This is a genomic window from Rhodococcus sp. KRD175 (assembly GCF_017168275.1).
Taxonomy (GTDB): domain Bacteria; phylum Actinomycetota; class Actinomycetes; order Mycobacteriales; family Mycobacteriaceae; genus Rhodococcoides; species Rhodococcoides fascians.
Genome location: NZ_JABFAQ010000002.1, coordinates 180,411 through 195,227, shown reverse-complemented (window position 1 = coordinate 195,227; position 14,817 = coordinate 180,411). Strand labels below are relative to the sequence as shown.

The window sequence follows — 14,817 nt, the reverse complement described above, 5'->3', positions numbered from 1 at the left end:
CTCTTCCCACGGACGGCCTCTGCCGCGTGTGAGGGAGATCGAACAGTGAAGCTTCTCGTTACCGGTGGTGCAGGGTACGTCGGCAGTGTGTGCGCGGCGGTACTCGACGAACGCGGCCATGAGGTCGTCGTCGTGGACAACCTGTCCACCGGTAATCGGGATGCCGTTCCCGCCGGGGCCACTTTCGTCGAGGGTGACATCAAAGACGTCGCGGCGGAAGTATTGACGAGCGGCGACTTCGATGCAGTTCTGCATTTCGCAGCGCAGTCGTTGGTGGGCGAGTCGGTTGTGTCGCCGGACAAGTACTGGAGTGGGAACGTAGTGACGTCCCTGGCTCTTCTGGACGCGATCCGGTCCTCCGGCACCCCCAAGTTGGTGTTCTCCTCCACCGCGGCCACCTACGGCGAGCCCGAGAAGACTCCCATCACCGAGGATGACCCCACACGTCCCACCAACCCGTACGGTGCGACCAAGCTCGCGATCGACCACGCCATCACCTCGTACGCAGCGGCCTACGGTCTCGCCGCTACCAGTCTGAGGTACTTCAACGTGGCCGGCGCATACAAGGGTTTCGGTGAGAACCGCGTCGTCGAGACCCATCTCATCCCCCTCGTATTACAGGTCGCCCTCGGTCAGCGAGAGAAGATCTCGGTGTTCGGCACGGACTGGCCCACTCCCGACGGCACAGCCGTCCGCGATTACATCCACGTCGCCGATCTCGCCGAAGCGCACATCCTCGCCGTCGATGCCGCCCAGCCCGGTCGGCACTCCATCTACAACCTCGGCAGCGGAACGGGATTCTCCGTCGACGAGGTCATCTCGTCGTGCAAGCGCGTCACCGGACTGCCCATTGCCGTCGAACATGCGCCTCGCAGGCTCGGTGATCCGGCCGTGCTGATTGCATCGAGCGCCCGTGCCGTCGAGGAACTGCATTGGACGCCGGAGTTGACCGATCTCGATCGCATCGTGTCCGATGCGTGGGACTTTCTGCAGCAGCTCGGCGACCGTTCTCACGCGGCTCGCTGAGCAGACTCCAGATCAGCGCCGACCGAACGGGTCGCCCGGTAGCCGAATGCCACAGGCTCGCGCACAGGCGAACCCACTCTCGGCGACTTCGCGAACCAGGGCAGGACTGGCACCGACACTGAGCGACCGGTCCAACAGCGACGCCAAACTGTGGGAGCTGTCTGCCTTCAGGGCCGCATCGATCGCGATTCGGGCCATCGGCCCGTCTCCTCGCACGTAGGCGCTGAACGCGAGAAGTGTTGCTGCTATTGCTCTTTCGCGGTTCGGAACCACACGGACGAGGTGCACCCAGAATTCCTCGACGATATCTGCATCCTCACCGAGAGTCAGTGCCAGCACCGCGTCCCGGACCTGCACATGCCCGATCGCGACGGCGACCCGCGCGAAGTCGGTGGTCTCGAGCTCGGAGTCGTAGGGAGACCGCGCGAGGTAGGACAACACCGCTGTCAGGTGGTCGGTTAGCGACAGTGCACCGCTGCGCCGAAACTTTGCCATCTCGGCGGCGACTGCCTGCACCGTCTCGACCGGGCCGGGTGCGATGAATTCGGCGAGCTCGTCTCTCGAGCGTCGCACCGGATAGCCGTCCAGCACTCTGGCCACCGTCAGCGGCGATGCCGTCGGATCGGCTATACGACCGTGCTGCCGTGGTCCCTGTAGCGACCACCAGTGCGCGGCATCGGCAATGGCCGAGGTTGCGAAGGCGGCTTCGAGCCGCACACCGAACGTCGGGAGGGTGACCTCGAGCTCGTTCACCAGATCCTGAACGTCGAGTGTGTAGTGCGTTCGCTCGTTGCGGCCGAGTCTGTCGTCGACGAACACAGCGATCACCGAGACGATGTTCTCGAATGCGCAGTAGCCCGCCAGGTAGTCGATGACGTCGAGCATGTCCGGCGTGGCGCGAGTGTCGCTACCCGCACGTCGATCGGTGTGTTCGCCGGCCAGCACGAGGTCGTGCCGCATCGTCGGGCCGATGCTGGTGCCGCCGTCCTCGAGCGCGATCAGCACCATCGATCGATGGGGATCGAAGCCGAGCATCGCCGGGATCGCGGCCAACAGTTCGCTCGCGTCACCGATCCGTACGCGGTGTCGACCGGAGAAGGGGTCGTGGGAGTTCGTCGGTGTGTACATGCCTCGAAGTCTTACGAGGCTCCGTGGTGCCTTCCCGGCTCGACCAGGGGCCGAGCAGCACCCTGTGCATGCCGGACTCTCTGTGGATGAAACGGCGTCCACCCGCCTCCGCCGAGCGGACCGTGTCGGTCCGCTCTGCTAGAGAGGCCGCCACTTCGGCAGGAGAACGTCAGCTCTGGTTCACCTTCTGCACCGCGGCCGTGAACAGCTCGTCCAACGTCATTGCATCGGGTGTGGCGGACCCGAAGGACATGAATGTCGCCGAGATCCGCACGCCGTCGACCTGCGCCATCAGGGTCAACATCGACTGGGTGACGGCATCCCCGCCGGTGCCCGACGAGACGGTCTGTCGCACGGCGAGTGTGTCGTCGGCGTCTATCGGCGGTGCGGGTGTCAGCGTGGACGTGACCGTGGAGGTGGCACCGGACTTGGTTGCGGTCACTTCGCCGCACTGTTCGAGCTGCTCTTTGCGCGCCGAGAGCGGCTGGTCGACAGCGGTCAGTTCGATGGAGATCGTGGATCGACTGTCGTTGTCGGTGCCGACGATCATCGCCGTACCGGTCGGGCCGAAGTCCTGGTCCGCTGGTTTACACCCCGCCGGGCTGACCTCGGCACCGGCCGGTATTCCGCTGAGATCGGGAGCGGCCTGCGAGATGGCCTGCTGGGGCAAAACCAACGCGTCGTACGGGGCCGGGAAGCTCGCCGGGTCGATGAGCAGTGTGTTCAGGTCCGTGCCGGGCTGCGATGCGGTGGTGCCACCGGCAGTGGGCTCGGCTGTTCCGGTGACGGTGGAGCTGCACCCCACCAGCACGAATGCTCCGATCGCCGCCGACGTGGCAGCGATGGTCAGGCGGGTCTGTGCGGCGCGGCTCACGTGAAGTCCTCTTCGAGTTCGTGGGGACGCCGCAGCGAGCGCTTCGGCGTCCCCACCACTGTCTCATTCCACCTACCTCGAACGCGGCAGGCGAGCTACGGCAGTGTCGTCGGTGTCAGTTCCCGCGGGCGATCCATTCTTCGAGGTGCGGGGACTCGTCCCCGATACTCGTTCCGTCTCCGTGCCCGGTGTTGACCCGGGTCTCGGCGGGCAACGCGAACAACCGATCCCGAATCGACCCGATGATCGTCGGGAAATCCGAATACGACCGACCCGTCGCCCCGGGCCCACCGGAGAACAACGTGTCCCCCGAGAACAACTGACCGGCCTCGGGCAGATACAGACAACTCGACCCCGGCGAATGACCGGGAGTATGCAACGCCACGATCTCCGTCCCCGCGACCGAGATCCGCTGACCGTCCTCGAGCACCGAATGCCCGATGCCCGGATGCGTCTGCTCCCACAACACATCATCGGCCGGATGCAACAGAATCGGCGCATCCAACTCCCCCGACAACTGCGGCGCAACCGTCACTCGTCGTTGATGCCGCCCTCGCGGTAATGCAGATCGGTATGACACACCCCGCACGCGGCGATGGTGACCACGACATCGTTCGGGCCGGGATCGGGAATGGTGATCGTCTCGATCGAGACGGGCTCGCCTTTGCTCTTGGCGACGACGGCGCGGACCTGCTGCGGCATGTATTCCTCCACTGAAAATCGTGTGTTGCGTGCTCGGTTCAGCCTCGCACAACGCATCGTCACGTGGCGACATCTGCATTCGTTCGGTGGGACGAGCCGCGGAATTCACACGCTCGTGACCGAGCGGGCACACAGTCTTCTCGTGCGAGCGGTACCTATGAACGATGTCTGCACCCATGGAATACGACCTGGTGGTCATCGGCTCGGGCCCCGGCGGCCAGAAGGCCGCGATCGCGGCCGCGAAGCTCGGCAAGCGAGTGGCGATCGTGGAGAAGGGCCACATGCTCGGCGGCGTGTGCGTCAACACCGGAACCATTCCGTCCAAGACACTCCGAGAAGCCGTTCTCTATCTGACGGGGATGAATCAGCGAGAGCTGTACGGCGCGAGCTACCGCGTCAAGGCCGACATCACTCCCGCCGACCTGCTGGCCCGAACCCAGCATGTGATCGGTAAGGAAATCGAGGTGGTGCGCTCGCAACTGCTCCGTAACCGCATCGAGCTGATCACCGGGGTCGGCAAGTTTCTGGATGCACACACCATCGTCATCGAGGACGAGGCCCGGGGCGAGCGCATCACGGTCTCGGCCGCCAACGTGGTGATCGCCACCGGCACCGCCCCCGCCCGACCCGCCGACGTCGCATTCGACGACTACCGGGTGTTGGACTCCGACGGCATTCTGAACTTGGAGTTCATCCCGGCGTCGATGGTCGTCGTGGGTGCCGGCGTGATCGGCATCGAGTACGCCTCGATGTTCGCCGCCCTGGGCACCAAGGTGACCGTCGTCGAGAAACGCGATTCGATGCTCGACTTCTGCGATCGCGAGATCATCGAATCCCTGCAGTTCCACCTCCGCGATCTCGCGGTGACGTTCCGCTTCGGTGAAGCAGTCACGGCGGTGGACGTCGGGCCGAACGGCACGGTGACGACCCTTGCCAGCGGCAAACGCATCCCGGCGGAGACGGTGATGTACTCGGCGGGTCGCCAGGGGCTGACCACGGCCCTCGAACTCGAGAACGCGGGCCTCGAAGCCGACGCCCGTGGGCGCATCTTCGTCGACGAGCATTTTCAGACCAAGGTGGACCACATCTATGCCGTCGGCGACGTCATCGGGTTTCCGGCGTTGGCGGCGACGTCGATGGATCAGGGCAGGTTGGCGGCGTATCACGCGTTCGGGGAACCGAGCGCGCAGCTCACCGACGTCCAACCGATCGGCATCTACTCCATACCCGAGGTCTCGTACGTCGGCGCGACCGAGGTCGATCTGACGAAAGGATCCATTCCTTACGAGGTCGGTGTGTCGCGATACCGCGAACTCGCCCGCGGCCAGATCGCCGGGGACTCGTACGGGATGCTCAAGTTGCTCGTCTCCACCGAGGACCGTTCTATTCTCGGCGTGCACATCTTCGGTTCGGGAGCCACGGATCTGGTGCACATCGGTCAGGCCGTCATGGGATGCGGCGGCACCGTCGACTACCTGGTCGATGCGGTCTTCAACTACCCGACGTTGTCCGAGGCGTACAAGGTCGCCGCACTGGACGTCACCAACAAGATCCGAGCCCTGGCAAATTTCGACCGCTGATGCGTCGACGCGGGGACCGAATCGCCGACCGGGAATGAACGACGGTTCCGCGGTTGTTCTGTCGGGTAGTGATTCACCACGATCGACGTCGGCGTGTATGCGGCTCGAGCAGACGGTCCGCGTATTCTGACCCGATGCTCGCGTCGAGGCATCGACGAGTCGATCCGAAAGGGGCCCGGCCATGACCGAACAGTCGAAGATGTACGAGCTGGAATTTCCGGCACCTCAAATTTTCTCCAACGACGGAGTCGGGCCCGTGCTGGTGCACGGGCTGGAAGGTTTCTCCGACGCCGGCCATGCCGTGAAGCTTGCGACGACCCATCTGCGGGAGAGTCTCGAAACCGAGCTGGTGGCCTCCTTCGATGTCGACGAGTTGATCGATTACCGGTCCCGTCGGCCGACCATGACGTTCAAGTCCGATCACTTCTCGGATTACGACGCTCCCGAGCTCAACCTGTATGCCGTCAAGGACAACGTGGGGACCCCCTTCCTTCTTCTGGCAGGCATGGAGCCCGATCTGCGATGGGAGAAGTTCACGACGGCAGTGCGACTGCTTGCCGAGCAGCTCGGAGTGCGGCGCACGATCGGTCTCGGCTCCATCCCGATGGCCATTCCGCACACCCGCCCGCTGGGCGTCACCGCGCACGCGAGCGACAGGGCGTTGGTCAAGGAAGGCAACAGCTGGGCGGGCGAGCTGCAGGTGCCCGGTAGTGCGTCGTCCTTGCTCGAACTACGGATGGCACAGCACGGCCACGAATCGATGGGGTTCTCGGTACACGTCCCCCATTATCTCGCGCAGACGGACTACCCGGGGGCTGCGGAAACGCTGCTCGAGAACGTCGGTGAAGCTGCCGAGCTCGATCTACCTTTGGCAGCGTTGGGCGAGGCCGCGGCTCGCGTCCGGGAGCAGGTCAACGAGCACATCACCGGAAACGAGGAAGTGCAGTCGGTCGTACAGGCGCTCGAGCGCCAGTACGACACGTATGTCGCCGCGCAGGAACAACAGTCCACGCTGTTGGCCAGTGACGAGCCGCTCCCCAGCGGCGACGAGCTGGGTGCCGAGTTCGAGCGGTTCCTGGCCGAGCAGGCCGGCCTCGACGACGGAGACGGACAAGCACCCCGGTAGTTGTGGAGCTGGTCACAGCGAGAGCAGCGGGATCCAGTCATATGCGACAGCCCCGGCGGATCGCAACATACCTGTAACCCGCAATACGCCCGATGCTCTGCCCCGAGCCCGATCTCGTGCGAGAGTCGTAGCAACACACAACCGTCGTCTGTGTTGCTGCGCTCTCGTGAGCAGCGACGCCGTACTGCGCCGTACGTCGGCGCACCAGGGAATCAGGAGGCGCGAATGTCCACTACTCCGCGCAGTCGTAAGCTCCGGCCGGTTCCCGACGAGGAACCGCGGCTGATCTTTCGGACCATTCACGGCTATCGGCGGGCCTTTCGCATGGCCGGTGAAGGCCCTGTGCTGCTGCTGATCCACGGAATCGGTGACAATTCCGAGACGTGGAACGAGGTCATCCCGCACCTCGCCAAGAGCTACACGGTGATCGCACCCGATCTCCTCGGCCACGGCCGCTCCGACAAACCGCGGGCCGACTATTCCGTTGCCGCGTACGCCAACGGTATGCGCGATCTGTTGTCCGTTCTGGGCATCGAGCACGTCACCGTGGTGGGCCACTCGCTCGGCGGCGGGGTGGCGATGCAGTTCGCCTATCAGTTCCCGCACATGGTCGATCGCCTCGCGTTGGTGTCCTCGGGCGGAGTGACCAAGGACGTGCACCCCCTTCTACGATTGGCGTCGATGCCGTTCCTGTCCGAGGCGGTGAAGCTGCTGCGCTTGCCGGGCGCGATACCGGCGGTCAAGCTGGCCGGCGGCCTGTTGAGCAAACTGCACAGCTCCCCACTGCGACCGGGGTCGATGCTGCACGACACCCCCGATCTGATCCGAGTGCTGAGCGAACTGCCTGCACCGACGACATACGAGGCCTACCTACGGACGTTGCGTGCCGTGGTGGACTGGCGTGGCCAGGTGGTCACGATGCTGGACCGCTGTTATCTCACCGAAAATCTGCCGGTGCTGCTGGTGTGGGGTGAGCAGGACTCGGTGATCCCGGTGGCGCACGCCCGGCTGGCTCATTCCGCCATGCCCGGTTCGAAGCTGGAAGTGTTCGACAATTCCGGACACTTCCCGTTTCGCGATGATCCGATGCGCTTCCTTCAGGTCCTCGAGGACTTCATCGACTCGACTCCCTCGCTCAGTTTCGACGAGGTGCGCTGGCGCAACCTGCTCATCACCGGCGTCGGCGAGGACATGATCAGCGGCAGCTCGAGCACCAGGATGGCCGTGCTCGGGGCCATGGGGTCGGACGAGCGAAGCGCGACCTGACGCTCCCGTCGCAGGCGTTCGGTGTCGATTCGGGAACCGCCGTCACCGACACATAGCCTGTAGAGGTGCTCCTCACCGAACTGATACCCGACGTTTCCGCCGCCACCTCCGACGGCGTGGACCCGGACGTCCTGTTCGATACGTTCACCACCTGGGCCTCGGACCGGGGCCTGACGCTGTATCCCGCGCAGGAAGAGGCGCTGATCGAGCTGGTGTCGGGATCCAACGTCATCCTGGCCACGCCGACCGGTTCCGGAAAGTCCATGGTCGCCATCGGTGCCCACTTCGCGGCCATGGCCGCAGGCATTCGCAGTTTCTACACCGCGCCGATCAAGGCGCTCGTCAGCGAGAAGTTCTTCGCCCTGTGCGAGATCTTCGGAGCGCAGAACGTCGGCATGATGACCGGCGACGCGTCGGTCAATTCCGGTGCGCCGATCATCTGCGCCACTGCCGAGATCGTCGCGAACCTGGCACTGCGGCAGGGCGCCGACTCCGACATCGGCCAAGTGATCATGGACGAGTTCCACTACTACTCCGAGCCGGACCGGGGGTGGGCCTGGCAGGTACCTCTGATCGAACTGCCGAACGCCCAGTTCCTGCTCATGTCGGCGACGTTGGGCGACGTCTCGTTCTTCCGCGACGATCTGACCCGACGTACCGGCCGCACGACCACCGTCGTCTCCGGTACCGAGCGGCCTGTCCCGTTGATGTTCTCGTATGTCACCACCCCGATCGGCGAAACGATCGAAGAGCTGGTGCAGACGCACCTGGCTCCGGTGTACGTCGTGCACTTCACCCAGGCAGCGGCACTCGAACGCGCTCAGGCCCTGACGAGCATCAATGTCGCGTCCAAGCAAGAGAAGGCCGCGATAGCCGAGGCCATCGGCAACTTCCGCTTCACCACCGGCTTCGGGTCGACGCTGTCCAGACTGGTTCGTCACGGTATCGGGGTGCATCACGCCGGCATGCTTCCCAAGTACCGCAGGCTGGTGGAGAAACTGGCGCAGGACGGTCTGTTGAAGGTGATCTGCGGTACCGACACGTTGGGCGTGGGCATCAACGTTCCCATCCGGACCGTGCTGTTCACCGGACTCACCAAATACGACGGCATCAGAACACGCAAGCTTCGAGCGCGCGAGTTCCATCAGATCGCGGGACGCGCGGGCCGCGCGGGGTACGACACCCTCGGCACCGTCGTGGTCGAGGCACCCGAGCACGACATCGAGAATGCGCGGCTCGTGGCCAAAGCCGGTGACGACCCGAAGAAGCTCAAGCGGGTACAGCGCAAGAAGGCACCCGACGGCTTCGTATCCTGGGGCGAGCCGACGTTCGAGCGCATCATCGCGGCGAGCCCGGAGCCGTTGACGTCCCGGTTCTCGGTCAGCAATGCGATGTTGCTCAATGTCATTGCGCGGCCGGGCAATTGCTTCCACGCGATGCGTCATCTGCTCGAGGACAACCACGAGACCCGGCCGGCTCAGCGCAAGCACATCCTGCGTGCGCTGTCGCTGTACCGCGGCCTGGTGGAGGCCGGAATCGTCGAACAGTTGGCCGAGCCGGACGCGGACGGTCGCCATGCCAGGCTGACGGTGGACCTGCAGCCGGACTTCGCGCTCAATCAGCCGTTGTCGACGTTCGCGGTGGCCTCGTTCGAGTTGCTCGACGTCGACTCCCCCACCCACGCGCTCGACGTGGTGTCGATCATCGAGTCGACGCTCGACGATCCCCGCCAGGTGTTGATGGCGCAGCAACATGCCGCACGCGGCGAAGCGGTGGCCCAGATGAAGGCCGACGGCATCGAGTACGACGAGCGGATGGAACTCCTCGAAGAGGTCACCTGGCCGAAACCCCTTGCCGAGCTGCTCGTTCCGGCCTTCGAGATCTACCGCGGGTCTCACCCGTGGCTCTCCGAGGTGGGCCTGTCGCCCAAGTCCGTCGTCCGTGACATGGTCGAGCGCGCGATGACCTTCGCGGAGCTGATCAGTCACTACGGCCTCATGCGCTCGGAGGGCCTGGTACTGCGCTACCTCGCCGACGCGTACCGCACTCTGCGCCAGACGGTTCCGCCGGAATCGCGCACCGAGGAGGTCCAAGACATCACCGAGTGGCTGGGCGAGCTCGTTCGGCAAGTCGATTCCAGCCTGCTCGACGAGTGGGAGAACCTGACCGATCCCGGTGCTGAACCGGAAGCCCTGGTCGAGGCGTACGGGTCCGATGCACCGCGTCCGATCTCGGCGAATCCACGGGCTTTCCGAATCCTGGCCCGTAACGCGATCTTTCGAAGGGTCGATCTGGCGGCGCGTCGTCAGTGGAACGCGCTCGACGACCTGGACGACGGGCCGGACTGGGAGGAGGAGTTGGAGCCGTTCTTCGCCGAGTACGGGTTCATCGGCACCGGCCCCTCGGCTCGCGGACCGGCGCTGTTCACCCTGAACGTCGGTGCGGAATCCACCACGGTCCGCCAGGTACTCGAAGATCCGGACGGCGACCACGGCTGGTCCCTCGATGCTGTCATCGACCTCGCCGAATCCGACGCGGCGGGAGAAATCGTGTTCGACGAGATCGTCGTCACGCCCGGCTGATGCGTGCGCCTCGTGCGCGAGAAGGCCTGCGAGCGTGGCGAAGTCGGCTATGGCCGACCCGTTCCGTGCTCTCGACCCGAATTGCGTTGCGCGGCAACGGTCGGGGCGCGTCCGCCGAGTGAACGACCGGGCAGTACGACGGGGACGAAACGCTCCGTGTACACGGCTGGTTGGGCAGGTACCTAGTTTTCGACGACTCGATACGGGGCCGATTTCAATTGCGTTGCCGCCGTTACGAAGTGGTGGTAGTGCGCGGAGCGCGGACAAGACTGCGTCGGCCGACAGCGTCGATCGGGCACGCCTGTCGGTCCAGTGCCACTCATCACGTTTACCTTTCGGCCCATTTTTGGCACACTCGTCCAGGTCGGTCGAGCTCGTGCGGCTGCACAATCGCCACCGAGCCGAACCGCTTCCCGACGGAACCGACGCGATCATTTCGACACGAGGAGACCACATGGCACTGTTGACAATCGGCGACCAGTTCCCCGCATACAATCTCACCGCCGTCATCGGCGGCGACCTGTCCAAGGTGAACGCGCAGCAGCCCGACGACTACTTCACCACCGTCACCAGCGACGACCACGCCGGAAAGTGGCGCATCGTCTTCTTCTGGCCCAAGGACTTCACGTTCGTGTGCCCCACCGAGATCGCAGCATTCGGCAAGCTCAACGACGAGTTCGAAGATCGCGACGCGCAGGTCCTCGGTGCCTCCGTCGACAACGAATTCGTGCACTTCCAGTGGCGCGCGCAGCACGACGAGCTCAAGACGCTCCCCTTCCCGATGCTCTCGGATCTCAAGCGCGAATTGGCCGCTGCCACCGGTGTTCTCAATGCCGACGGCGTCGCCGACCGGGCCACTTTCATCGTGGACCCGAACAACGAGATCCAGTTCGTCTCGGTCACCGCCGGATCGGTCGGTCGCAATGTGGACGAGGTTCTTCGAGTACTGGACGCACTGCAGTCGGATGAGCTGTGCGCCTGCAACTGGAAGAAGGGCGATCCCACCATCGACGCCGGCGAACTACTGACGGCGAGCGTCTGACATGTCGATCGACAATTTGAAGAACGCCGTCCCCGAATACGCGAAGGACCTCAAGCTCAACCTCGGTTCGATCGTGCGGTCCACCGTGCTCAGCGAGCAACAGCTCTGGGGCACATTGCTTTCGGTGGCCGCCGCGTCGAAGTCCTCGACCACGTTGAAAGAGATCGCCGAGGACGCCGCCGACTCGTTGTCGGCCGAGGCGTACAACGCCGCTCTGGGTGCCGCGTCGATCATGGGTATGAACAACGTCTTCTACCGCACCAAGGGCTACCTGGACGGAAAGTACGACGATCTACGCGCCGGCTTGCGTATGAACATCATCGGCAACCCTGGCGTCGAGAAGGCCGATTTCGAGCTGTGGTCGCTCGCGGTCTCGGCCGTCAACGGATGCAACCACTGCCTCGAGGCGCACGAGAAGACTCTGCGCGAGGAGGGCGTCGACCGCGAGAAGATCTTCGAGGCGATTCGCGCCGCATCGATCGTCGCGGGTGTCGCGCAGGCCGTCGAGGCCGGCCGCGTACTCGACGGTGCCTCCGTCTGAGGTTCCGCTGAACAGGTCGAAACGGGGATCCGCTGCGGCGGGTCCCCGTTCGTCGTCGATCGTGACGCCTCGACGACGTATTGGTAACGTCCCCGCATGGCTATCGAGGTGTCCGTCGTCCGAGTGTTCACCGATGCCGACGGCAGGTTCGGTAATCCACTGGGCATCGTTGACGCACAGGCTGTAGGCGAGAGCGACAGGCAGGATGTTGCTAGGCAGTTGGGTTTCAGCGAGACGGTGTTCGTCGATCGCTCGTCACCTGGTACCGCGTCGGCAACGATCTACACCCCGGCAACGCAGCTCCCGTTCGCCGGACATCCGACGGTCGGATTGTCCTGGTGGCTTCGCAACAACGGACACTCGGTGCAGACGCTCACCGTCCCCGCTGCCACGCTCGACATCCGCTACGACGGCGAGCTCACCTGGGTGCGTGCACGCGCCGAGTGGACTCCGCAGTTCACGTTTCATCAGGTCCACGACGCAGCCGAGGTGGCAGCGGCAGATCCGAACACCTACGACAGTGGCCACCACTACATCTGGGCCTGGACCGACGAGCAGCGCGCCGAACTGCGCTCGCGCATGTTCGCGCCGATGATGGGAATCGCCGAGGACGAGGCAACAGGTGCTGCCGCCGTCCGGCTCACTGCCGAGCTCGGTCGGGGCCTGAACATCGTCCAGGGTGCGGGGTCTGAGCTGTGGACCACCGTCGACGAGGACGGGTGGGTGGAGCTCGGGGGCCGAAGCGTCGACGACGACTCGATCACGGTGTGACGGGCACGTCCACTTCGATTTCCTCACCCAGACGCACCCCTTCCGCCAGTGGCAGACGGTCGCCACTCCAGAACTTTCCTGGATCGAACCAGTTGGCTTTCTTGTTTCCCGTCAACAGACCCATCGAGTCGTAGGTCATCGCAACAACTTCGGCGCAGTACGCGGTTTCGAGCGCAGCGCTCTCCTGCGCGTTCTTTCGGAGCGCCGGCACGCGTCCACGGAACCACCGACCGGCGAGCGCCGCGGTGGTCGGAAAAGCCGTTCCGTCCATCCGCGCGATGGTACGAAGCAGCGCGTCTTCCTGCTCCTTCGTCACGGCCGGAGTGGAGCCAGGGGAACGACCGGCGTATCCGTCCAATTGCCGCAGCCAACAACGCTGTTGGTACCGCTGGGCCCAGTGGGTAACGGCAGAGCGCAGGTCGTGCAGCTGCACTCCACGATGGAAGTTTCCGGTCCACATGTCCTGCAACGACTTTCCGAGCTCTGCGTGCCACATCAGCGGCGGGAGGTCGTCCAGGACGACGGCCATACCGACGTGGTTGACCGGGCTGTTCGTCAAAGCCTGGATTGCGCGGTCCGCCGACGAGTGGCCGCGGAAGATCCAGATGTCGCCGGTTCTGGTGGCATCCACAGCGGTATCGAGGCTGATTCGCGACGGATTCATGGACCAACCCTAGATCTCGTGGCGGTACGGTTGCCGCATGAACGTCTGGAAAGCTCTCGGTCTCGCCGGGATGGCCGGGGTTGCGGCCACCGGGGCGTTGGTGGTGCGGTCCGAGCGCAAGCGGCGCGCGTATGCGCCCGACGAAGTGCGCGATCAGCTGCACCGGCGGTTCGCCGCAATATCCGCTGAGCCGGAACCCGAACCTGCTCCCCCGCTCTCGCGGGGGAAGCAGCTGTTGAGCAGACTCCGGTTCAGCCGAGCGCACTGAGGATGCGCGAGGCCATATCCTCGATCTCGGCGTCGGTCATGACGAACGCCGGCGAGATCTGCATTGCACCCTGTCCGGCCGCGCGGCCCGAAACACCATGAGCTCTCAACGTTTTCACGAACGGTAATGCCTCCGCCGGGTCGGCGAGCTGAACGGCAGCGACAGCGCCGATGCCGCTGCGGACTTCCGCGACCCGATCGTGGTCGGCCAGGGGCGCGAGGTGGGTGTGCAGTGCGGCTTCGATGCGCTTGGAGTGACTCAGCAGGTCCTCGCGCTCGATGATGTCGAGATTGGCCATCGCTGCGGCGGCTGCACCTGCGTGGCCACCGTAGGTGTAGCCGTGACGCCACCAGACTCCGCCTGCGAAGAACGGTTCGGCGATCTTCGGAGCGATGAACACGGCGCCCATCGGGACGTAGCCCGACGTCAACCCCTTGGCGGTCGTCATCAGGTCGGGTTCGAGCTCGAAGCGGGTGGAGGCGAACCAACTACCGCCGATCCGGCCGAATCCGGTCACCACTTCGTCGGCGACGAACAGCACGTCGTGGTCGCGGCAGATCTGCCGTACCTCACGTAGGTAGCCCTCGGGAGGCAAGTAGATTCCACCCGCTCCGATCACCGGTTCGCAGAAGAAGGCGGCGACGTTCTCGGCTCCGACCTCTTCGATCAGCGCGAGAAGCGATTTCGCGTCGTCCCACGCCACTGTTCTGGCGTCCGGCATCAGCTCGCCGTAGTTCTCCTTGTTGACCGGAATGCCGGCGAGCGCGGTGCCCGCGACGTGCATGCCGTGGTAGGCCTTCTGCCGCCCGACGATGATCTTCTTGGACGGCCGTCCCATTTCGACCCAGTAGCGGCGCGCAAGCTTCGCCACGGTGTCGATGGAGTCCGATCCGCCCGAGGTGAAGAAGATCTTGCTGCCCGGCACCGGTGCGATGGCGGCGAGACGATCGGCCAGTGCCAACGTGGTCTCGGGCACGAAGTCGCCGAAGTTGGAGTAGTGCGCGATCGAGCTCAGCTGCGCGGCAACGGCGTCGGCGATCTCGCGGCGACCGTGACCGACGTTGGTGAACCACAGACCGGCGGTGGCGTCGAGGTATCGGTTGCCCTCGTTGTCGAAGATGTACGCACCCTCGCCTCGCGAGACGACGAACGGCCCATTGGTGGTGACGTTGCCCATGTCGGCGAAGCCGTGCCACAGCGCGGAGGTGTGTGTGGAGGCGGCTGGATCCAGGTCGGAAGACATGCGC

The 14,817-nt window shown here is 64.7% G+C and carries 13 protein-coding genes and 2 pseudogenes; 9 read left to right on the top strand and 6 right to left on the bottom strand.

Going from position 1 to position 14,817, the window contains the following annotated elements:
* The first annotated feature begins 45 nt into the window (after positions 1 to 45).
* Positions 46 to 1,026: a UDP-glucose 4-epimerase GalE gene (gene galE / locus J1M81_RS01565; protein ID WP_206497500.1), complete on the top strand. Its 981-nt coding sequence runs from the start codon at positions 46 to 48 to the stop codon at positions 1,024 to 1,026.
* A gap of 12 nt (positions 1,027 to 1,038) precedes the next feature.
* On the opposite strand, the gene J1M81_RS01560 is transcribed toward galE, so the two are convergent.
* From J1M81_RS01560 to J1M81_RS26975, 4 genes and pseudogenes are all read right to left on the bottom strand, one after another.
* Entirely contained in the window at positions 1,039 to 2,154 is a 1,116-nt protein-coding gene (locus J1M81_RS01560; protein ID WP_032370440.1) for a DUF4192 domain-containing protein, read from the bottom strand.
* Between the two features lie 169 nt (positions 2,155 to 2,323).
* On the bottom strand, positions 2,324 to 2,998 hold the full coding sequence (locus J1M81_RS01555) for a DUF5642 family protein (RefSeq protein WP_371129016.1): 675 nt from the start codon (positions 2,996 to 2,998) through the stop codon (positions 2,324 to 2,326).
* Positions 2,999 to 3,143: 145 nt separating this feature from the next.
* Positions 3,144 to 3,575: pseudogene (locus J1M81_RS01550) on the bottom strand (MBL fold metallo-hydrolase); the annotation flags it as partial.
* Positions 3,563 to 3,730 (bottom strand): annotated as a pseudogene (locus tag J1M81_RS26975) (alcohol dehydrogenase catalytic domain-containing protein); the annotation flags it as partial. The pseudogenes J1M81_RS01550 and J1M81_RS26975, both read right to left, overlap by 13 nt.
* A 164-nt stretch (positions 3,731 to 3,894) precedes the next feature.
* On the opposite strand from J1M81_RS26975, the gene sthA reads away from it, so the two are divergent.
* From sthA to J1M81_RS01510, 7 genes are all read left to right on the top strand, one after another.
* Positions 3,895 to 5,310: a Si-specific NAD(P)(+) transhydrogenase gene (sthA, locus tag J1M81_RS01540; RefSeq protein ID WP_032370135.1), complete on the top strand. Its 1,416-nt coding sequence runs from the start codon at positions 3,895 to 3,897 to the stop codon at positions 5,308 to 5,310.
* A 181-nt stretch (positions 5,311 to 5,491) separates the two neighbouring features.
* Entirely contained in the window at positions 5,492 to 6,436 is a 945-nt protein-coding gene (locus J1M81_RS01535; protein WP_027496868.1) for a proteasome assembly chaperone family protein, read from the top strand.
* Positions 6,437 to 6,661: 225 nt separating this feature from the next.
* The gene (locus J1M81_RS01530; protein WP_027496867.1) at positions 6,662 to 7,702 is read left to right on the top strand and encodes an alpha/beta fold hydrolase; all 1,041 of its coding nucleotides are present in this window, start codon (positions 6,662 to 6,664) and stop codon (positions 7,700 to 7,702) included.
* Between the two features lie 65 nt (positions 7,703 to 7,767).
* Positions 7,768 to 10,284 (top strand): RNA helicase, encoded by a 2,517-nt coding sequence (locus tag J1M81_RS01525; RefSeq protein ID WP_027496866.1) that lies wholly within the window; start codon positions 7,768 to 7,770, stop codon positions 10,282 to 10,284.
* Between the two features lie 454 nt (positions 10,285 to 10,738).
* The gene (locus J1M81_RS01520) at positions 10,739 to 11,326 is read left to right on the top strand and encodes a peroxiredoxin (protein WP_032366622.1); all 588 of its coding nucleotides are present in this window, start codon (positions 10,739 to 10,741) and stop codon (positions 11,324 to 11,326) included.
* Position 11,327: 1 nt separating this feature from the next.
* Positions 11,328 to 11,867 (top strand): carboxymuconolactone decarboxylase family protein, encoded by a 540-nt coding sequence (locus J1M81_RS01515; RefSeq protein ID WP_032366485.1) that lies wholly within the window; start codon positions 11,328 to 11,330, stop codon positions 11,865 to 11,867.
* A gap of 96 nt (positions 11,868 to 11,963) precedes the next feature.
* Positions 11,964 to 12,638: a PhzF family phenazine biosynthesis protein gene (locus J1M81_RS01510; RefSeq protein ID WP_206497499.1), complete on the top strand. Its 675-nt coding sequence runs from the start codon at positions 11,964 to 11,966 to the stop codon at positions 12,636 to 12,638.
* On the opposite strand, the gene J1M81_RS01505 is transcribed toward J1M81_RS01510, so the two are convergent.
* A complete protein-coding gene (locus tag J1M81_RS01505) occupies positions 12,628 to 13,302 on the bottom strand; it encodes a hypothetical protein (RefSeq protein WP_032366483.1) in 675 nt (224 codons plus the stop codon). The genes J1M81_RS01510 and J1M81_RS01505 overlap by 11 nt on opposite strands.
* 37 nt (positions 13,303 to 13,339) lie before the next feature.
* Here J1M81_RS01505 and J1M81_RS01500 point away from each other — a divergent pair, with 37 nt between their 5' ends.
* Positions 13,340 to 13,570, top strand: a complete 231-nt coding sequence (locus J1M81_RS01500) for a hypothetical protein (protein WP_027496860.1) — start codon at positions 13,340 to 13,342, stop codon at positions 13,568 to 13,570.
* Here J1M81_RS01500 and J1M81_RS01495 read toward each other — a convergent pair.
* A complete protein-coding gene (locus tag J1M81_RS01495; RefSeq protein WP_206497498.1) occupies positions 13,554 to 14,813 on the bottom strand; it encodes an aspartate aminotransferase family protein in 1,260 nt (419 codons plus the stop codon). The two genes, J1M81_RS01500 and J1M81_RS01495, sit on opposite strands and share 17 nt — an antisense overlap.
* Positions 14,814 to 14,817 lie beyond the last annotated feature (4 nt).